The sequence below is a fragment of the Domibacillus aminovorans genome (genome assembly GCF_001643235.1).
Taxonomy (GTDB): Bacteria; Bacillota; Bacilli; order Bacillales; family Domibacillaceae; genus Domibacillus; species Domibacillus aminovorans.
The window spans coordinates 1-20,854 of the sequence record NZ_LQWY01000044.1 but is presented as its reverse complement, the minus strand read 5'-3'; the positions used below and the strand labels follow the sequence as shown (position 1 = coordinate 20,854).

The 20,854-nt window shown below is 41.7% G+C and carries 18 protein-coding genes and 1 riboswitch; of the genes, 6 read left to right on the top strand and 12 right to left on the bottom strand.

Features of this window, described 5'->3' with window-relative positions:
• Positions 1–58: 58 nt before the first annotated feature.
• A riboswitch (SAM riboswitch) is annotated at positions 59–170 on the bottom strand.
• 70 nt (positions 171–240) lie between these two features.
• From AWH49_RS14085 to AWH49_RS14075, 3 genes are read right to left on the bottom strand one after another with little or no spacing between them, the layout of a single operon-like run.
• Positions 241–945: a hypothetical protein gene (locus AWH49_RS14085; protein WP_157723740.1), complete on the bottom strand. Its 705-nt coding sequence runs from the start codon at positions 943–945 to the stop codon at positions 241–243.
• A complete protein-coding gene (locus AWH49_RS14080; RefSeq protein ID WP_063966246.1) occupies positions 945–1,808 on the bottom strand; it encodes an ATP-binding cassette domain-containing protein in 864 nt (287 codons plus the stop codon). The genes AWH49_RS14085 and AWH49_RS14080 overlap by 1 nt, the downstream gene beginning before the upstream one ends.
• Positions 1,805–2,176 (bottom strand): GntR family transcriptional regulator, encoded by a 372-nt coding sequence (locus AWH49_RS14075; RefSeq protein ID WP_063966245.1) that lies wholly within the window; start codon positions 2,174–2,176, stop codon positions 1,805–1,807. Before AWH49_RS14075 ends, AWH49_RS14080 begins: the two co-directional genes overlap by 4 nt.
• A gap of 167 nt (positions 2,177–2,343) precedes the next feature.
• On the opposite strand from AWH49_RS14075, the gene AWH49_RS14070 reads away from it, so the two are divergent.
• Complete coding sequence (locus AWH49_RS14070) at positions 2,344–3,231, top strand: EamA family transporter (protein WP_063966244.1); 888 nt, start codon at positions 2,344–2,346, stop codon at positions 3,229–3,231.
• 54 nt (positions 3,232–3,285) lie between these two features.
• Here AWH49_RS14070 and mreBH read toward each other — a convergent pair whose 3' ends face one another.
• Positions 3,286–4,293, bottom strand: a complete 1,008-nt coding sequence (gene mreBH / locus AWH49_RS14065; protein ID WP_063966243.1) for a rod-share determining protein MreBH — start codon at positions 4,291–4,293, stop codon at positions 3,286–3,288.
• Positions 4,294–4,610: 317 nt separating this feature from the next.
• Here mreBH and argF point away from each other — a divergent pair, with 317 nt between their 5' ends.
• Entirely contained in the window at positions 4,611–5,564 is a 954-nt protein-coding gene (gene argF, locus AWH49_RS14060; protein WP_063966242.1) for an ornithine carbamoyltransferase, read from the top strand.
• A gap of 134 nt (positions 5,565–5,698) precedes the next feature.
• On the opposite strand, the gene AWH49_RS14055 is transcribed toward argF, so the two are convergent.
• Positions 5,699–6,703 (bottom strand): YeiH family protein, encoded by a 1,005-nt coding sequence (locus AWH49_RS14055; protein ID WP_063966241.1) that lies wholly within the window; start codon positions 6,701–6,703, stop codon positions 5,699–5,701.
• Positions 6,704–6,812: 109 nt separating this feature from the next.
• On the opposite strand from AWH49_RS14055, the gene AWH49_RS14050 reads away from it, so the two are divergent.
• Positions 6,813–7,673, top strand: coding sequence for a LysR family transcriptional regulator (locus AWH49_RS14050; protein ID WP_063966240.1), 861 nt, complete (start codon positions 6,813–6,815; stop codon positions 7,671–7,673).
• 161 nt (positions 7,674–7,834) lie between these two features.
• On the opposite strand, the gene AWH49_RS14045 is transcribed toward AWH49_RS14050, so the two are convergent.
• Both AWH49_RS14045 and gltB read right to left on the bottom strand, forming a co-directional pair.
• On the bottom strand, positions 7,835–9,313 hold the full coding sequence (locus AWH49_RS14045; protein ID WP_063966239.1) for a glutamate synthase subunit beta: 1,479 nt from the start codon (positions 9,311–9,313) through the stop codon (positions 7,835–7,837).
• A gap of 17 nt (positions 9,314–9,330) precedes the next feature.
• Entirely contained in the window at positions 9,331–13,920 is a 4,590-nt protein-coding gene (gene gltB, locus AWH49_RS14040) for a glutamate synthase large subunit (RefSeq protein ID WP_063966238.1), read from the bottom strand.
• A gap of 131 nt (positions 13,921–14,051) precedes the next feature.
• On the opposite strand from gltB, the gene gltC reads away from it, so the two are divergent.
• Positions 14,052–14,957 (top strand): glutamate biosynthesis transcriptional regulator GltC, encoded by a 906-nt coding sequence (gltC, locus tag AWH49_RS14035; RefSeq protein ID WP_034288977.1) that lies wholly within the window; start codon positions 14,052–14,054, stop codon positions 14,955–14,957.
• 92 nt (positions 14,958–15,049) lie between these two features.
• Here the strand turns inward: gltC and AWH49_RS14030 are convergent, their stop codons facing one another.
• On the bottom strand, positions 15,050–15,679 hold the full coding sequence (locus AWH49_RS14030; protein WP_063966237.1) for a hypothetical protein: 630 nt from the start codon (positions 15,677–15,679) through the stop codon (positions 15,050–15,052).
• A 152-nt stretch (positions 15,680–15,831) separates the two neighbouring features.
• Between AWH49_RS14030 and AWH49_RS21015 the strand changes: the two genes are divergently transcribed.
• Positions 15,832–15,960, top strand: coding sequence for a hypothetical protein (locus AWH49_RS21015; protein WP_280512835.1), 129 nt, complete (start codon positions 15,832–15,834; stop codon positions 15,958–15,960).
• A gap of 254 nt (positions 15,961–16,214) precedes the next feature.
• On the opposite strand, the gene AWH49_RS21340 is transcribed toward AWH49_RS21015, so the two are convergent.
• From AWH49_RS21340 to AWH49_RS14015, 4 genes are all read right to left on the bottom strand, one after another.
• Positions 16,215–16,355: a hypothetical protein gene (locus AWH49_RS21340; RefSeq protein ID WP_244886860.1), complete on the bottom strand. Its 141-nt coding sequence runs from the start codon at positions 16,353–16,355 to the stop codon at positions 16,215–16,217.
• A gap of 102 nt (positions 16,356–16,457) precedes the next feature.
• Entirely contained in the window at positions 16,458–17,018 is a 561-nt protein-coding gene (locus AWH49_RS14025) for a MerR family transcriptional regulator (RefSeq protein WP_063966236.1), read from the bottom strand.
• A gap of 656 nt (positions 17,019–17,674) precedes the next feature.
• Complete coding sequence (locus tag AWH49_RS14020; RefSeq protein ID WP_063966235.1) at positions 17,675–18,904, bottom strand: aminopeptidase; 1,230 nt, start codon at positions 18,902–18,904, stop codon at positions 17,675–17,677.
• A gap of 53 nt (positions 18,905–18,957) precedes the next feature.
• Complete coding sequence (locus tag AWH49_RS14015; protein WP_063966234.1) at positions 18,958–19,410, bottom strand: Rrf2 family transcriptional regulator; 453 nt, start codon at positions 19,408–19,410, stop codon at positions 18,958–18,960.
• A gap of 165 nt (positions 19,411–19,575) precedes the next feature.
• On the opposite strand from AWH49_RS14015, the gene hmpA reads away from it, so the two are divergent.
• On the top strand, positions 19,576–20,775 hold the full coding sequence (gene hmpA / locus AWH49_RS14010) for an NO-inducible flavohemoprotein (protein ID WP_063966233.1): 1,200 nt from the start codon (positions 19,576–19,578) through the stop codon (positions 20,773–20,775).
• The last annotated feature ends 79 nt before the right edge of the window (positions 20,776–20,854 follow it).

Genomic DNA, 20,854 nt, shown 5'->3' with positions numbered 1-20,854 from the left:
TGAAAAAAGCCTTCCTAAATGCAAGAAGGCTTTTCAACATGTATGTGTTGTCCGTTCCTTCTCATCTTCCAGACTTAAATTTAGTAGTCTGCTGGATTTAGCACCTGACCTGTCTCGGCTGGTTGCTGAAGCGTCCGTGGGCCAGTACCCTCAGCTTCTCTTGATAAGAATTGGCTATTAAATTATATGAATAATTAAAATTATCATATCGTGTCGTATCGGTTCAGTCAAGAACAATTTTCACTGTATAGACGGGTGAATCGACGTTTTTCGAATGATCAGCCAAGTAATAAAAAAACAAATAACGCCAAGGAAAAACAAGATAACAAAATCCATCAAGATGGCATTGCTAGAATCACCGAAAAGAAATGATCCGATTTTTGTTTGAATAGAAGCGTTCATCAATATTAGACCAGAAAAAGCTAAAAACGAAAGACCAATCGTTTTGCCGAATCGAAAGAAGATTGCTCCGATTAAAAATGCTGTGGCGAGACAAAAGAAAGAGAGTAACATGTCAACAACCGTTGCGCTCAAAAAAGAAGGGGATGTTGACAGTAAATCTGATAATCTGAAAAAGTGAACGGTTTTCAAATTCAAAAAGTCTTTTGTCACCAGGATGGCTAATTCCACTAAAATCGTGTGAATAACTGCCATTATAATCGAAGTAACGAGAAACGAAAGCCCGATACCGGCTAAAAACTGATTGCGGGTGGCGCCGCGTTGTATACAGTACGACATGCTGTCTTTTACGGCAATAAATCCGGTAATCGTCAAATAAGCGAATAACGCAATCGATGTGCCGCCCATATACACTTCGCCGTCGGTAAACGAATAAGCAGAGATAATGGAAAGCAGCACCGTGCTACCGAGAATGATCCAAAACACACTGGCTGCTTTTTTCGTTCCAGTCCATTCGTAGTGAATAACCGCTTTTATGTTGTTCATCATTTTTTACCTCCTGTGTGAGAATCGGTTAAGTGAACCATTAGCTCTTGAATCGGAATTGAATCTGTGTCAAGACGGTACAGTTCCGCTTCATGGCGGTTCCATTCAGAACCATATACGTAAGCTGTTGCGCGTCCGGCAAATTCTTTACGATGGATGGGTGCTTTTCCATTCAAGTATTCTGTCACATCTTTTTTCGTCCCGGTAATCGAAAAGCTCATCGAACGTAATGTTTCCACGTCTTGATGAAGAAGAAGGGCCCCCTTATGAATGATAAACACATCTTCAAATAATTTTGCTGCCTCATCAATGAGATGGGTAGAGAGGATGAACAGACGTGGCTGGCGTTCGTATTCTTCTATTAATAAGTCATAAAAACGGCTGCGCGCGGCGGCATCGAGTCCGATGTATGGTTCATCGAAAATCGTCACCGGTGAATAGCTGGCCAATCCAACCGTAATGCCGAGCCCCGACTCCATTCCCTTGGACAAGCTTTTTACTTTTTTGGATTTTTTTAAATGAAAGAGATCAAGGAGTTCTTCTGCCCGTTTTTGATCCCAATTTGGATAAAAGAGGGATGCAGACTTTAATGTTTCTTTAATCGAAAAATCTTTTTTGAAATTTCCGCTTTCATTGATCAGACAGACATTGTTTGGCTGTGCAAATGGTGATGATCCATTTACAACAATTGACCCATTATCCGGAAAAATGCAGCCGGCCATCATATTAAGTGCCGTTGTTTTACCGGCTCCGTTTCGGCCGAGCAGTCCAACAATTTTGGGTCCGTTCAATGTGAAAGATAGACTGTTTAATGCTGTCTGTGATCCGAATTTTTTCGTCACGTTATCGAATTGAACGTTCATGACGAGTGTCCTCCTTTTTTAATCATCGATTCAAGTTCTTCCTGGGAAATATCCAGTTTGGCTGCTTCATTGATAAGCGGTACGATGTAGGTCTCATAAAACTGTGTTTTCCGTTTTCCGGCTACTTGCTCTTTTGCTCCGTCTGATACAAACATGCCAATCCCCCTTTTTTTAAATAAAATGCCTTCATCAACGAGCCGATTAATGCCTTTGGCGGCCGTTGCCGGATTGATTTGATAATGCGCTGCAAATTCATTCGTGGATGGAACGCGGCTACCTTCCGGAAATGTATTGTCTAAAATGCCACTTTCCAGCTCTTCAGCAATTTGAATGAAAATCGGTTTTGAATCGTCCAGTTTTGCACTCAATGGATAACCCCCCTTATCTTGTTGATTGGTTAATCACTTATGTAATTAACTATATGAGCGATGCTCATTTTTGTCAACTGTAAAAAGGAAAATGTATTTACGGCCCAGCCAACTCAGAGGTATACTTGCCTACAGAGAAACCTGAGATAGAGGAGAGAGAAGTGGGGATGAAAAGATTCGGTTATTCCTTTTTGGTATTGTTAGGCGCCTGCAGTTATGGGGTGCACGGACCGATCATAAAAATGGCTTCAAATGCAGGTTACAGTTCCTCAGACATTGTTAGCGCGCAGTATTTAACAGGCGTGATTTTTTTGGCTGCAGCATGGCTGTTTATGCCCAAAAGAAACATGTCAATCAAACAGTGGGGAGAACTGCTGGGTACGGGAGTTCTTTTAAGTGTAACCGGCTTATTTTATGCGATTTCGATCGCAGATTTGTCTGCATCTGCTGCAGTCATTCTGCTTTTTCAATTTGTCTGGATGGGCATTGTTATTGAATCTATTCATATGCGTACGTTACCAAAAGGCAGCACAGTGATATCGGTTGTTTTGATCTGGACTGGAACATTTTTAGCTGCACGGTCTGGATCCGGTGAGGCCATCGAATGGTTTTCTCATCCCGTTGGTGTTTTATGCGGATTATTAAGCGGATTAACCTTTGCGCTATTTATATTCCTCAGCGGTCGCTCAGGAAAAGGTGTGCCGGCTGTACAACGGAGTCTGTTTATGTCAATTGGGGGCTTAATTGTTATTTTGATAATGAATTCCCCGTCTTTTCTGATTGATGGGACATTTACAGGTGGACTGTGGCAATATGGACTGTTGAGTGGACTTTTTGGAGCTGTTCTTCCAGTGCTGTTTTTTGCAGCGGGTACGCCACAAATTGGATCAGGAACAGCAACGATATGTGGTGCGGCAGAACTGCCGGCTGCCGTTGTTGCAGCGTGGCTGTTCGTCGGAGAACAGGCCACAACTGTTCAAACCGTAGGCATATTGATTATCTTAATAGCCATTACGCTGCCGCAATGGAAACCGAAGCGAGCGGCATACAGATAAAAAAGCAGCCTGACATGTTTTGTGAATCAAACATGTCAGGCTGCTTTTATTAACTTAGGATGTAACTTTTTGTAATTTTTTCAATACGTGAAGGGAGCGGCCGGTACCGATTGCCACCGATTCAAGTGGATTCGGTGCAAGATGAACAGGGACGATAATTTCTTGTGAAAGCCATTCTTGAATCCCATTTAGCAAAGCACCGCCGCCGCTAAGGACGACGCCGCGGTCAACAATATCGCCGCTTAATTCAGGAGGAGACGATTCAAGTGTGACGCGGATTGTTTCTAAAATGGCCAGCAACGATTCGCGAAGTGCTTTTTGAATTTCATAAGAGCTGACGTCAACTGTTTTCGGCAGGCCTGTGACGAGGTCGCGTCCGCGCACATCCATTTTCACTTCAGTATGTTTGATTGGTGCATAGCCGATCTTTATTTTGACATTTTCAGCTGTTCTTTCACCAATTAACAAATTGTATGCTTTACGAATATATTGAACGATATCCTCATCTAGCTTATCACCGGCAAGACGAATTGAATTACACGAGACAACACCGCCGTATGAAATGATGGCAACTTCTGTCGTACCGCCGCCAATATCGACGACTAAGTTGGCGATCGGTTCTTCTACAGGCAGGTCAGCTCCGATTGCTGCGGCAATCGGCTCTTCAATTAAATGAACGGTTTTTGCACCGCTTGATTTAATTGCATCTTGAATAGCACGCCGTTCAACACTTGTAGCGCCAGACGGTGTGCAGACGACAACGGTCGGCTTACGAATCGTAAAGCCGGCTGCCTTGCTTGCTTTTTTCATTAATTCTTTTAACATTTCGGACGTGATATCAAAGTCAGCAATGACACCATCTTTCATTGGACGTACGGCAGTAATTCGTCCCGGTGTTTTCCCAATCATTTCTTTTGCATCTGTGCCGACTGCAAGCACTTTTTTCGTATTCACATCAATGGCAACAACGGATGGTTCATTTAAAATAATCCCTTTATCTTTACTGTAAACGAGCAAGTTTGCTGTTCCCAGGTCGATTCCAATTTCTACTTGACCTAACATATAATCCATTCCTCCAAACGGCGTTTTTTTGCCTGGGCTCATTATAAATAAGAAAAAGAACGGGTGTACATGGGACGAAAAGATGAACCTTGCAATGTTACAGGTATGACAAAGATAAAGGTTGTCCTTTCAACAAAAAGGGAAGCTTCTGTTACCAAAACTTAAATTTTGTCATGATCAAGATCAGACTATTGGCTTATTCGATGAAAGAAATGATTAAGCGAGAAAAAATTAATGAGAAAAGGTTGTATTTTAATTCTTTATAGTGTATAAATATAAGTATAGATAAAAGGTGACGACACGTCGGGGTGACTTTCATGATGACGATGGAACAAATCAAGGAGCAGAATATGCAGGGCAGAGATATGCTCAAGCTGCTCGACTTCAGTATTGAAGAAGTGCAGGCGCTCGTTTTGCTTGCTCATGATATGAAGAAAAAGAAAGAAAACTATACGGATGCCCTAAAAGGACAAATTTTAGGGATGATTTTCGAAAAGCATTCAACGAGAACGCGTGTTTCGTTTGAGGCAGCAATGCTTCAATTAGGCGGCCACGGCATGTTTTTAAGCTCAGATAACTTGCAAGTTGGACGTGGTGAAACGATTGAAGATACAGGAAAAGTGCTTTCTGGTTATCTTGATGGCATTATGATTCGTACACACGGACATGACCGTATTGAAATGCTCGCAGATGCTGCATCAATCCCGGTTATTAACGGACTGACAGACTTGTATCATCCGTGCCAGGCACTTGCTGACTTACTCACTGTATATGAATATAAAGGCGGATTTAAAGGCTATAAAATGGTCTATATTGGCGATGGCAACAACGTAGCGCATTCATTGATGATTGGTGCGGTTATGATGGGAATGGACTTTACGTTATCGGCTCCGAAAGGGTACGAAGCAGATGCGGATATCATTCAAAAGTCAAAAGAAATTGCAGCGCAAACAGGTGCAGTACTTGAATTTACAGAAGATCCGGTTCTCGCTGTCAAAGGTGCTGATTTCATCTATACGGACGTCTGGACAAGTATGGGACAGGAAGAAGAGACTGCGCTGCGTTTGAAAGCATTTGGACCGTACCAAGTAAATGAAACATTGTTTGCGGAGGCGAACGAAGGATGTAAATTTATGCATTGTCTGCCAGCACATCGCGGTGAAGAAGTATCTGCAGGTGTGATGGACGGCGATTCGTCTGTTGTATTCCAGCAGGCTGAAAACCGGATGCATGCACAAAAAGCTGTTTTATATAGTTTAATGAAAAAATAAAAAACCTTGTTCAGTCGTTATTGGAGAATGACTGGACGCTATACAGTACTTAACTTCAGCCGTTATTGGAGAATGGCTGATCCTATTAAATATTCAAGCATTCAGCCGTCATAGAAGGACGCTGAATGCTTTTTTTATATGCAAAAAAGGGTAAGAATGCTTAATAAAATAGAGACGACGATCAGAGCGACAAGCGGTTTAACAGCGCGTGTTTTTATCTGGCGCAAATCAACAGACATGCCAAGTGCACACATTGCCATCCCCATTAAAAAAGTACCTCCAGATGCAATAAGGTCTGTTTTATCAGTAGATAAAAATCCTTTTTCTGTTCCAATTGTACCGAGTGCGGAAACGATTAAAAACCCAATTAAAAAATAAGGAAATGGTGCGCTTTGCTGCGTGCCGTTTTTCTTTTTGACGAAAAACAAAAGAATGAGACAAAACGGGAACAATAGTAGAACACGGCTTAATTTGGATAAAAGCGCTGCTGCCATGGCATCAGTACCGCCTGCTGCACCAGCAAGTGCCGCGTGAGCAATTTCATGAAGTGTAAAGCCTGACCAGAGACCGTACTGTTTAGCCGTTAAACCAATGATTGGCGATATTAATGGATATAAGAGCGCGAAAATGGTGCCAAGAAATGCGATCATGCCGACAGACAATGCTGTATCTTCTTCTTTAGCAGCGATTATCGGTGCTGCCGCTGCAATAGCCGCTGCGCCACAAATGCCCGTACCGGCTCCGAGTAACAATGCAAGTTTCGGTTCAATGTTCAGCCAGCGTCCGGTAATGACCATGGCTACTGATGCAAATACAACGGATAAAGCCGCTTGAAATAGCAAAGGGAGTCCCTCAGAGGCAACGACCACAACATTTAATCGGATGCCATATAAAATAATAGCAAAGCGTAAAATCGTTTTCCCGGTAAATGTGATGCCTGCACGCCATTGTTCTGGATACCCGATTGTATTCCGATACAATACTGCAAGCAAGATCGAAAGTGCTAGTGGGCCTGCATATCCGATGACTGGTATATTCGCTGCGACGAAAGATATACCGGTGATCAGGGTCGTGAACGCAATTCCATTCACAAATTCTTTTTGTTTCGGTATTTGTATAGATAATACAGCTTCTTTCATTATAACTCGCCCCTTTTCTCTTCATTTCATGTTAAAATAAAAAAGGTAGAAAAGATAATTAATGATAATTATTTAATTGATAAGTAATCACTTATGATGGTGGGCGAAAATGGAGCAAAAACTAAAAGTGTTTTTAACTGTAGTCAAACATATGAACTTTTCACGGGCAGCGGAAGAGCTGTTTATTACGCAACCAGCAGTCAGTCAATATGTAAAATCGCTGGAAGATGAACTAGGTATAAAGCTTATTGACCGAACGAATAAAAAGATTCGTCTGACAAAAGCAGGCAGCCTTGTTGCCTATTATGGAGGCGAGATTTCTACACTGAATGAGAAGATGAAGCAGGCAGTAGAAGATTTGGCTGGTGAAGTGAAAGGAAAGCTTTCAGTTGGGGCAAGTTATTCATTTGGTGAGTATATTTTGCCGCATATTGTTGCTGACTTTTTAGAAAAATTTCCATCCGTTGACCCTTTTATATCCATCGGCAATACGCATGAAATTGCTGAAAAAGTCATTCGCGATGAAATTGATCTTGGTGTCGTTGAAGGAACCATTTCGTCTAGTAAGTTAGTCGCTGAAAAAATTGCCACTGATCGTATGTTTGTTATTAAAGGAAAAAAAGAACATGTTGAAAAGCGTGTCCATCTAAATGAAGAAACATGGATTGTACGTGAGCAAGGATCGGGTACGCGAGAAGCATTTGAATGGTTTGCGGAGAAAAACGGCATTCAACCGGCAAAAATTTTAGAATTCGGCAGTACACAAATCATTAAAGAAGCAGTAGAAGCTGGGCTTGGCGTCGCCCTTTTATCGGAGTGGACGATTCGCAATGAACTGGAACTGGAAAAATTGAAAATCGTCGGCGGGGGCAGCCTTTATTATGAGCGGAATTTTTATGTGATTATCCGGGATGCGCCGTTTATGACAAAAACAGCTGAAACATTTTTGCACTTTTTACGAAGAGATTAGCATATTGCTGGTCTTTTTTTTATGGAATGGTCAGAAAATAAGCAAAGTGATCAGAAATCCTGGGGAGCGGTCAGAAAGTAGGCGAAATGGTCGGAAAGTACAGGTGACTAAACTAAAAATACCCCGCTCAAAAATAAGGAAGCGGGGGCAGCCCATTTAAATCAAGGTAGTTTTGTTTCACCCATTAAGAAACGATCTGTTTCACGTGCTGCTTCGCGTCCTTCGTGGATCGCCCATACAACGAGACTTTGTCCACGACGCATATCGCCGGCAGCAAAAATGCCTTCTTCGTTCGTGTTATATTTTCCATATTTAGAAAGTATTGTATTGCGGGCTGTCGTATCGACACCAAAGTGATTCGCTAGCGGCATATCAGTTCCGCTGAAACCGATTGCGATTAGCACAAGCTCCACAGGCCATACTTGTTCGCTGCCTTGAATTTCAGTCATTGTGTAGCAGCCGTCTTCAAGGTATGTTTTTTCCATGTGGACAGTATGCAGCTCTTTTAATTTACCATGTTCATCCGCAACGAATTTCTTCGTTGAGATCAAGTATTCACGCGGATCTTCGCCGTATACAGCCGCTGCTTCTGCATACGCATAATCAAGCGTGAATGTATTCGGGTACTGCGGCCATGGGTTGTTTCCTTTACGGGCGACAGTCTGACGTTCATGTTTACCGAACTGAACGACACTTTTCGCTCCTTGACGAATCGCCGTCGCAATACAATCAGCACCTGTATCACCGCCGCCGATAACGATGACGTTTTTGCCTTCTGCAGAAATGATATTTTCATCCGTTTGATCAAGAAGCCCTTTAATGCTTTTCGTCAAATATTCCATTGCGAGGTAAATGCCGTCAGCTTCGCGCCCCTCGATTACGATGTCGCGGTGTGTCTGTGCACCAGCACATAAAATGACCGCATCATATTCTTCTTTTAACTGTTCTTTTGTAATATCTTTGCCAATCGTTGTATTCACAACAAATTCAATGCCTTCGTTTTTCAATAAATTTACGCGGCGTTCGACTGATTCTTTTTCAAGTTTCATGGAAGGAATTCCGTACATTAAGAGACCACCGATACGGTCATCACGTTCAAATACTGTGACAAGATGACCCGCTTTGTTTAATTGGTCTGCAGCTGCCAGTCCTGCAGGGCCTGAACCAACAACGGCAACGTGTTTTCCTGTGCGGCGTTTTGGCGGGTTTGGCACGATCCATCCTTCTTCAAACCCTTTGTCGATAATCGCTTTTTCAATCGATTTAATCGCAACAGCCGGGTCGTTGATCGCGACTGTACAAGACCCTTCACAAGGAGCTGGACAAACGCGGCCCGTGAATTCGGGGAAGTTATTTGTTTTCACGAGACGGTCAAGCGCTTCTTTCCATCGTCCGCGGTAGACAAGGTCGTTCCACTCTGGAATGAGGTTGTAAAGCGGGCAGCCAGACGGCGTTCCTCCAATCATCTGTCCTGTATGGCAGAAGGGAGTCCCGCAGTCCATGCAGCGGGCTCCTTGAATGCTTAATTCTTTTTCGGGAAGGACTGTCGTATATTCTTTCCAATCTTTGACGCGCTCGACGGGATTCCGTCCTGGAGCGGTTTTACGGTCATATTCGATAAAGCCGGTTGCTTTCCCCATTGAGTCATTCTCCTTTCTTACACATTTTCAATAACAGGCACTTTTTTCTCCGTAAATGCTGCGTATTTTGCTTCAGATTGCTGTAAACCTTGTTCTTCAAAATAAGAAATGGCTTTCATCATGTCTTTATATTCGTGAGGGATCACACGGATAAAGTGTTTTTTTTCTGATTCCCAATTTTCTAAAATCGAAGTGGCAAGCGGGCTTCCTGTCCACTGGACATGGCTTGCAATTAACGCTTTTACTGTTGCTTCTTCCTGTGCATTTTCGAGTGACTCTGTTAAGACCATTTCACGATTAATCAAACGTTCTTGCTTCTCGCGGTTTGGTGCATACAAGTAGGCAATACCACCTGACATACCGGCTGCAAAGTTACGGCCTGTTTCGCCAAGAATGACAACGCGCCCGCCAGTCATGTACTCACATCCATGATCGGTAATCCCTTCAACGACGATATTCGCGCCGCTGTTCCGGACAGCAAAACGTGTGCCGGCACGGCCGTTAATAAAGGCTTCCCCATTTGTTGCTCCGTATAAGTTTACATTTCCGCAAATCGCCTGTTCATGCGGTACAAGGTTTAGATCACGATGAGGACGGACGATTAAGCGGCCGCCTGATAAGCCTTTACCGAAATAATCATTCGCGTCGCCATTTACAGTGAACGTCAATCCTTTAGGAAGAAAAGCCCCAAAGCTTTGACCAGCAGAGCCATTAAAAGTGAATTGAACAGTGTTGTCTGGAAGACCTTCTGCGCCGTACGCATTCGTGACGGCAGAGCCCGTAATTGTACCCGCAGCACGGTCTGTATTGATAATGTCAAATTCACCGCATACGACTTGCTTATTTTCAAGAGCAGGTCGGATTGCCTCTAATAGAAGTTGGTGGTCAATTGTACGCTCTAATTTATAGTCTTGATCTTTCGTTTTGAACTGTTTTTGACCCGTTTTGAGCGGCGTCATATATAAAAGAGGGAACAGGTCCAGGTATTTTGCTTTCCAGTGCGATTCTTTGCGTGCATGTGGCTTCAGTACTTGTTTTTGCCCAATCATTTCATTAATTGTTCGGAAACCGAGTTCCGCCATAATTTCACGCATTTCACGCGCAACAAATGTTAAATAGTTGACGACGTGTTCCGGCTCGCCCATGAACTTTTTGCGAAGCTCTGGATTTTGTGTCGCTACACCAACCGGACATGTATCCATATGGCAGACGCGCATCATCACGCAGCCGAGAATGACGAGCGGTGCTGTCGCAAAGCCGAATTCTTCTGCACCGAGTAACGCTGCAATGACGACATCGCGGCCATTCATTAATTTCCCGTCTGTTTCGAGCGTTACCTTTTCACGCAAGCCGTTCATAAGAAGCGTTTGGTGTGTTTCAGCTAGGCCAATTTCCCACGGGATACCGGCATGTTTAATACTTGTTTTCGGTGATGCACCCGTTCCGCCTTCGTAACCGCTGATGAGAATAACATCGGCTAACCCTTTCGCTACACCAGCAGCAATTGTCCCGACACCAGATTTCGCGACGAGCTTAACGTTAATGCGCGCTTCTTGATTGGCATTTTTTAAGTCGTATATAAGCTGTGCTAAATCTTCAATCGAATAAATGTCATGGTGAGGAGGAGGAGAGATCAAGCCTACTCCAGGTGTTGAACCGCGTGTTTCCGCAATCCATGGATACACTTTTTTACCTGGAAGGTGACCGCCTTCACCCGGTTTCGCTCCTTGCGCCATTTTAATTTGAATTTCATTTGCTGTATTTAAATATTCGCTTGTGACACCAAATCGACCTGATGCGACCTGCTTGATGGCACTGCTTCTCATATCACCATTTTCATCCGGGTGGTAGCGGACTGGATCTTCGCCACCTTCACCACTATTACTTTTGCCGCCAAGCCGGTTTAATGCAATCGCAAGTGATTCATGCGCTTCTTTACTGATTGAACCGTATGACATCGCACCAGATTTGAACCGTTTGAAGATATCTTCGAGTGGTTCAACTTCCTCCAGCGGAATGGATGGCCGAGCCGTGAAATCAAGGTCCAATAGACCGCGAAGGAACATAATATTTTCTTCGTTCGCCATTTCGGAAAATTCTTTATACAACTCATAATTGTTCGTTCTTGCTGCGTGCTGAAGCATATGAATTGTTTTCGGATTGAACGCATGTTTTTCACCGGTGCGTCTCCACTGGAATTCACCGCTTGAATCGAGCGTCGGATCGTTAAATTCACTTTTGCCATATGCATCGTGATGACGGGCAAGTGTTTCTTTTAAAATAACATCTAGTGTAATGCCGCCAAGCGCTGTCGTTGTGCCGGTAAAATATGTTTCGATGACATCATGACCGATACCGACCGCTTCGAAAATTTGGGAGCCGCGGTAACTTTGTACGGTCGAGATACCCATTTTTGCCATGACTTTAATGATGCCGCTCGTTGCTGCATAGGAATAATTTTTCTCTGCTTCCTCAGTGGAAAGGTCGGTAATCGTTCCGTCTGTAATCATCGCACGGATCGACGCAATCCCTAAATATGGATAAATGGCATCGGCCCCGTAGCCGATCAAGCAGCAAAATTGATGAACGTCGCGTGCTTCCGCTGTATCTAGTACGATGCTTACATTTGTGCGGCGTCCTGTTTGAATTAAATGTTGGTGTAGGCCGCTTATAGCAAGCAATGCCGGTATTGCTGCTTTTTTATTTGTTACACCGCGGTCTGACAAAATAATGATTGATGCGCCGTTATCGATTGCCGCATCTGCTTCGATGAATAAGCGAGCCATCGTCTGTGAAAGTGCTTTTTGCTCTTTAATATTGAAAAGAAGAGACAGTGTTGCTGTTTTGAAAGCAATTTCTTTGTTAAAGGCAATTTTATTCCATTCTTTTTCACTAAGAATCGGCGTTTCTAGTCGTATACGGCGACTGTTTCGTGCTGACGGAGCCAGAATATTTCCTTCATCGCCGAGGAGAGTCATCGCAGAGACTACATTATTTTCGCGAATTGCATCAATTGGCGGGTTCGTTACTTGCGCGAACAGTTGCTTGAAGTAGTTGTATAATAGCTGCGGTCGTTCAGATAAAACAGCAAGCGGCGCATCATAGCCCATTGAACCAATTGGATCTGTTTTTTCAACTGCCATCGGTGCGATTTGTTTCGTTAATTCATCATACGTATAACCAAATATTTTTTGAAGATTCAGAATTTCATCCTCGCTATACACTTCCTGTAATCCGGCTCTTTCTTCCAAATCTGAAATGTGTATTAAATTTTCATTTAGCCATTCACGGTAAGGTTCAGCTGTCGTAATTTCTTGTTTAATTTCCGCGTCAGATACGATCCGGCCTTTTTCTAAATCGACAAGTAGCATCTCACCGGCACTGACCGTTTCTTTCTTCACGATTCGTTTTTCATCGACTTCGATTGTACCCACTTCAGAAGAGTAAATAATATGATCATCATCCGTTACATAATAACGTGCGGGGCGCAATCCATTTCGGTCTAAGATAGTCCCGATTTGGCGGCCGTCTGTAAATGAGATCGATGTTGGACCGTCCCACGGTTCCATTAGGCAGCTATGATATTCGTAGAAGGCAAGTTTCGGATCGATGATGTGAGGATCGCGGTCCCACGGTTCTGGAATTAACATCATCGCCGCATGGGGAAGGGAGCGTCCAGACAATGTTAAAAATTCAATTGCGTTATCGAGCATAGCAGAGTCGCTTCCGTTCGTATCGATAACCGGCAAAAGCTGTTCGTATTGATGGCCGAAATGTTTTGAGTAACCAGCTTTCTCGCGTGACTGCATCCAGCTAACATTGCCGCGGTTTGTATTAATTTCGCCGTTGTGGATTAAGTAGCGGTATGGATGCGCGCGTTCCCAACTCGGGAATGTATTTGTACTGAAGCGAGAGTGTACGAGCGAGAAAGCAGATTGGTAGTCTTCTTTAGAGAGGTCAATGTAATATTGATCGATTTGCTCGGGTGTTAGCATTCCTTTATAAATAATCGTTCTTGTTGAGAAGCTTGGAATGTAAAATGAACCTTTAACATCGGAGTTGTTCCTAACTTCATTTTCAATTCGTTTTCTCATAATATATAGCGCGCGTTCAAATTCTTTTTCTGTTTCGTGCTTTTTGCTTTTTTCAACAAACAATTGCATGACATAAGGAGCGATTGCCAATGCTTCCGGTCCCGCTGCTTCTTGGTTAACAGGAACATCGCGCCATCCGAGCAGTTTTAATCCTTCTTCGTGAAGAATGAGTTCAGTCTCCAATTGAATGTGTTCGCGCTGTTTTTTATTTTTGGGCAAAAAGAACATACCCACTGCATAATGGAAAGGAGCAGGTAAATTAATGTTCAGTATTTCACATTCTTTGCGGAAAAAATTATCGCAAATTTGCAGCATAATTCCCGCACCATCACCTGTTGTTCCATTCAAGTTCCCACCGCGATGCTCAAGACGGCAAAGCATATGAATACCATCCTGGACAATTTTGTGGGAAGGACGCCCTTTTATATTGGCAATAAAACCGATGCCGCATGCATCGTGTTCATTAGAAGGATTGTATAAGCCTTGTTTTTCTGGATAACCGTAAAGATTCATGTCGTACACCTCCAGGATTTAAATCATTTTCTCTGTTAATATTTATTGTAAAGATGATAAATGATACAATCAATATATTATTAACGAGTTTTCGATCTCATAATGAGATGAATTGGAGGAGGGAAGCAAATATGGAGATGCGCCAAATTAAATATTTTATGGAAGTTGCAAAAGAAGAACATGTCACAGAAGCGGCCCATCGCCTTCATGTCGCTCAATCTGCTGTCAGCCGGCAAATCGCAAAATTAGAAGATGAACTTGGCGTAGAACTGTTTTTACGTGAAGGGAGAAGTGTTCGACTGACGCATGCGGGTAAGATTTTTTTGCAGTATGTTGAAACGGCGATGGATGCGATGGATAAAGCGGTGCAAGCGGTTAATGATTATTTAAATCCGGAAGCGGGCAAAATTCGGCTCGGTTTTCCGAACTCGTTGGCAACGAAAACATTACCTCGTGTAATTTCAGCGTTTCGCAGTCAATATTTGGATGTCGGATTTGATTTTAATCAAGGATCAAACCGTGAACTACGGGAACTTGTTCAAAAAGGAGAAATTGATATGGCATTCGTTTCGCCCGTTCCAGAACCGTCACCGGAAATTGAGACACACATCTTTTTCTCGGAACATATGCGTGCGCTTATTCCGACGCATCATCGCCTGTCGAAACAGGAATCACTCAATTTGCGTGATTTAATGGATGACCAGTTCGTTCTGTTCCGTACCGGTTATGATATGCGCGCTCTCGTCATTGAAGCATGCCGTCAAGTGAATTTTGAGCCAGCAGTTGCATTTGAAAGCGATGACGTTTATACGATTAAAGGGCTTGTGGAAGCAGGGCTTGGTGTGAGTCTGCTTCCGGAGACACTGCTTATTGATCATACACCAATGGGTACGGTGAGTATCCCAATCAGTGTGCCGCGCGTGACGAGAACAGTGGGGGTGATTATTACAAAAACAAGACCGTTGCCGCCATCTGAAAAATTATTTTATGATTTTTTAATTAAATATTACAATCGCCTAAATGAATTCAGCTTTTAATTAAGAAAGGACACCGGCATTTAATTAGCTGGTGTCCTTTCTTAATTCATGCCTAGTTTCCATTGCGGAAAACGAGTTCACGTGAGCCATTTTTATGATTTAGACTCGTACAGTAATCCCTTTTTTTCTACTTGTTTTATCAATTCTTGAGCGTAAGGAATATGAGGATCAATGGTAAAACGAACTGGTTTTTGTCCTAACTCAATTATTTCATCCAATGAGGATAACTCTAAAAATTTCCGCTTGTATCCTTCTGATTGTAATGCTTTCGCTATAATTACATCAAAATCATCCACAATTTCAGGAGAACATTCATTTACTTTTATGAAGTGCTGCATCAAATCTTCCCATTGTTCCTTTGTCGAAACTAATTCAGTCCGTATGATATGCTGGAATGAATGACACTTCTTGCAAATGAGTTGTATATCAATCAAATTGCAAATCTTATTTAAAAAATCGTATTCCTCTATTTCGTGCAAGTGAAGATGTCTTATTTCTGTATCATTTTCAGGTGTCCAGCCACAAATAGAACACTTTTTTCCTTGCTGTTCCAATATCAAAGGACGAATTTTCTTTCTCCAAAGGTGGTCTGTAACAGTTTTTCTTACTGTGTATCCGTGAAAAAGCGGAGGTTTAGCAGAAGGTAGCAGTTTAAAGTCTGTTATGTTCAATTCCTCTATTTTTTTCTTTCTACTTGTTTTTGCCGCTCCCTTTATCCCCACAAAATCACCTCCCTTATTATGATTACCGTTACCGTACTGGAATGAACCTTTACCAAATAATTATTAAAAAGAAGGCTCTGTTAAACAAGAATGTTGTTATCTCTTCAAAAGAAAAAATTAATTTTAAATTCTCAGTTTGGAGGAGTAAATAAATGATTACGATTTATGAAAATAGGTACAAAGAAGAAGTCATTAAATTAATATTGTACGTACAGAATGTTGAAGCTGGTGTGGGTATTAGTATCGAGGAACAACCAGATATTCTAGATATTCGGAAATGACGGTGGGAACTTTTGGGTAGCGTTAAATGATAGTAGAACAAAGATGAATCATATTGATTAATAAGGTTTGTAACATTTCCTAAATAACAAGTACCTTGATGGTTATTCACTTTACAATCACATAGGTCTTCTTTTATGTTTCCACGGATATGTTCTATATGGATTAGGAGTAAGTCCCTTTTCAACATACTTTTTAATTCTATCTCTTGTCTAATCAAAACAATAGCAAACAGGGATAGTAAGAGAGTTATCTTTTAGGTGAATAGGAACTTTAATTTCCAATATGGAGTACAATTTTTATCGGTATCGAGATACACAACATCACAATCTTCTAACGAACAAAAATAGTGGACTAAATCTGTATTCAAAGAATCTAATGTTAGTGGTTTTAGCATCGACTTTTAGGTAATTCAAGGTGGATCCAACTTAGAGCCACTATTTTTAGAAACTTGTTCTCTTGTAGTATAGCAATCAGACATAATCTACGTCCTCTCCTTTTATTTGAAAATCCTTTTAAACCATGATTTTTTCTTTTCTTCTTTCTCACTCGTTTGAGTAGAAAGCAATGATTTCTTTGCTTCTTGACTTGCACGTAACGATGCCATGAGTTGTTCGTCTCTACGATTTACACTATCTTTAATGTATTTGCGTCGAGCATCGAATTTTTCGGATTGTGTTTCAAGCAAATTTAAAAGAATTTCGTTAAAATCCTTTTGTTTGGCAGATGCTTGCTTCTGTTCTTCGAGTGCCGCTTTAATATTTGAAACAACTTCGCTCATATCAGCACTTACTATCTCACCCGATTCGCTCACAACATCAATGGTCATTGGGATACCAGATGAAGTTAGTAACTTGTCCACGTCTTTATTCGTTTTGCCCTGCTTATACAACTCACGAATTTTAGTTAATACGTCATAGCAATCTTCGTGTAGTTGATAGGTTCCGTGTTCTTTCTTCATCCTTAATAAATGCTTATGCATTGACATATATCTTTTCAATGTTTCTTGGCGGATATTTGTTTTTTCGCTCATTTCTACTACTGTGATCCATTCGCTCATACGCTCACCTCGATGTTATTGTTACTCACCCATCTTAATAAAGTCAGTGTTGGCAGTCAATTGCTATGCAACACTCATTAGCATATCCATTCAAGACAATCACTAAACTCACTATAAGGTGATTGTGCATACAAAAGGACCTCCTATAAGAAAAATGTAAAGCACTTTAAAAGCGAATTTGGAGCGTCTGGTGACGTTTTAGAGGGTATATAGAATGGTTGCTAATCATTTTTGAGGTGTTCGAAAAAGATAAAAATCAGCAGGTTACTTATTTCCACTATATAATTATATAGAAATAACTGCTTGGGGATTTCCAAGAGTATTCTCTTGTGATTGCTAATTTCAAATCCATGTTCCTTTACCAAAAAGAAGTAATGACGAGATAACCGTTTGGGATACTGAGCAGGTTGAACACTTCATGACATATTCAAAGAAACATAGATTTTATACGGTAATGTAAAGGTTATATCAGAGAGGGTTGGACACACATCTATTCAAATTACGCTAAATAAATATAGCCACGTGCTACCTAGTATGCGGAAACACGTGGCTGATGAATTAGATAAATTGTTTGAAGCTAAGGAAATGTGACCATTTCTGTGACCAATAAAGAATTAAGGAGCTGAAAACGTCTATAAATAAAGTCCTTTCTTAATTCATGCCCAGTTTCCATTGCGGAAAACGGGTTCACGTGAGCCATCTTGCTTAATGCCATCGATATTCATATCAGCAGAACCAATCATGAAATCAACATGTGTAATACTTGTATTAAGGCCGTTTTTTTCTAGTTCTTCCTGTGCCATTGCTTTACCGCCTTCAATACAAAACGCGTATGAGCTGCCGATTGCCAAATGATTCGATGCATTTTCATCAAATAATGTATTAAAGAATAAAATACCGGCGTTCGAAATAGGGGAATCGTGCGGGACGAGTGCGACTTCGCCTAAATAATGAGCGCCCTCATCTGTTTCAATAAGCTGCCGTAAAACATCTTCTCCTTCGTCTGCCGTCACATTGACAATGCGTCCTTTTTCAAACGTAACCGTAAATCCGTTAATAATATTTCCAGCGTAGCTAAGCGGTTTCGTCGCTTTTACATACCCGTTTACGCCTGTTTTAATCGGTACGGTAAACACTTCTTCTGTCGGCATGTTAGCCATAAATGAATGACCCTGTTCACTGATACTACCGGCACCGACCCATAAATGATTATCAGGCAGATCAATCGTTAAATCTGTTCCTGGTGCAGTGTAGTGAAGCGTTTTGAAATGCTTTTCATTTAATATGGCGACTTTTTCACAAAGACGGGCGTCATGTTCCTTCCATGACTGTATCGGATCCGCATGATCAGCGCGAACTGATTTGAAAATGGCTTCCCATAGGGCAGGAATACGCTTTTCTTCAGGCAGATCAGCAAATACTTTATCTGCCCATTCTTTTGACGGAGCAGCAATGACTGTCCAACTCACTTTGTCAGATTGAATGTATTCACGGTATTTTTTCATCGCGGTACCAGCTGTTTTTTGATATGCAGCAATCCGCTTTGAATCAACGTCTTTCAATAAATCAGGACTTGAAGAAATAATAGACATAAAAGCAGCGCCTTCTTCAGCGAGTGTTTCCATCATTAGCTTATTCCATGCCGGGAATTCATTAAATGCCTCATCAGGAGCAAGAGTATACTTTAAACGGGAAACGGTGTCGTCACTCCAGTCAACATATACGTGTTTTGCGCCCGCTTCATATGCTTTTTGAACGATAAGACGGACCAGTTCAGCGGCATCGAGTGTCGCACGTACAACAAGTGATTGACCGGGTTGTACATTGACGCCAGTTGTTACGGATAGTTGTGCATATTTTTCAAGCTGTTCATGAAAAGTAGTCATGTGAAATTCTCCTTTATATTAGGTAGTGATTTCATTGTAACAAAAAGAACGCATCATTGTTTGAATGACGCGTCAGAGTTCAATAGTGTGCGGAGCATGTCTTTATTCGTTATTAAGTCGGCGAGCGTATAGCGGTCTAGCACGGCAAGATACGCCTGCAACGCTTCAAATAAAACGTGTTTCAGCCCACAGACAGGAGTGATAACACACCTGTTTTTTTCTTCGGAAAAGCATTCCACAATGTGAAAATCATCTTCCGTTTTCCGGACGACAGCACCGATGTTGATTTTTGCTGGCTCCATCGCCAGCCGGATGCCGCCGTTGCGTCCGCGCAGCGTTTCAATGTAGCCAAGTTTGCCGAGTTCATGAATCACTTTCATTAAGTGGTTTTTAGAAATATTGTAGGCTTCGGCAATATCTTTTATATTGGACAACTTATCTTCATTATACGAACCAAGATAAATTAAAACACGCAGCGAGTAGTCTGTATATAATGTTAATTTCATATTCTCACCTATCCTGTCTATTTATTATGTCACGGGTAACGATCGAGTGCAATTGTGAACAATTTTTAAAAGGTGTATTTAAAATATTGCTTTTTTTGTGTTGATCCAGTATAAATAAGATATAAATAAAATACATCTTTAAAAGATGAATCGGAGGGAACTATCGTGCTATCACAAAAAACAATTGATATCGTCAAATCAACTGCTCCTATTTTAGAAACACATGGTGTCGACATTACAACTTATTTTTATAAAACAATGTTTGAAGCACACCCTGAACTATTAAATATTTTTAACCATGCAAATCAATCACAAGGCCGTCAGCAGACAGCTCTTGCAAATACAGTATACGCGGCAGCTCAGTATATCGATCAGCTTGAAGTGCTTCTTCCGACAGTGAAGCAAATTGCCCAAAAGCATCGCAGTTTGACCGTGAAACCAGAACATTATCCAATCGTTGGTGAATATTTATTAAAAGCGATTAAAGGAGTGCTTGGTGATGCAGCAACAGATGAAATCATCGGTGCATGGGGCGAAGCGTATGGCGTGATCGCGCAAGTGTTTATTGATATTGAAAAAGAAATGTATGCAGAAGCAGCTGAGAAGTCAGGTGGATGGGAAGATTTTAAAGAATTTATCGTTGAAAAGAAAGTAACGGAAAGTTCACTTATTACATCTTTTTATTTAAAAGCAAAAGATGGCGTATCCGTTCCGTGGTATTTGCCAGGGCAGTACATTACAGTCCGTTTATCAATTCCTGGCCAAAAGCATTTATTGAACCGTCAGTATAGTTTGTCTCAAGCACCGGGAAGCGACTCTTTCCGCATTTCTGTCAAACGGGAAGCAGATCATAATCCACAGGGAAAAGTATCAAATTACCTTCACGATCGATTAAATGTGGGCGATACGATAGAAGCAAGCGCACCTGCTGGCGATTTCTATTTAGAAAAAGGAGAGCAGCCAGTCGCATTAATTTCAGGCGGTGTTGGAATTACGCCGATGATGGCAATGCTTGGCTCAATTGCAGAAAATGAGCCAAATCGCAAAACAGTATTCGTTCATGCAGCGCGTAATAAAGATGCACATGCATTTGGCGAAGAAGCAGGGGCGCTCGTTGAAAAGTTAAACGATGGAAAAATGTACATTGCCTATGAAGCGAAAAAAGATGAATCGGAAGTGTGCGACATTACGGGTTATGTAAGCCGAGACTTTTTACAGCAGGTCATTGAATCAAACAGCGTATGCTACGTATGCGGACCGATTTCATTTATGCGTGCGGTCGTCAGTCATTTGACAGCGCTAGGCTTCAGCAAAAACAATATAAAATACGAATTTTTCGGACCGGCACTGGCTTTGGAGGCGTAAAATAAAAAGCGGGGAATCTTATAGGGATTCCCCGCTTCAGCTTGTAGACAAAGTCTTCATTTTGAAGGCGATGTTTGCG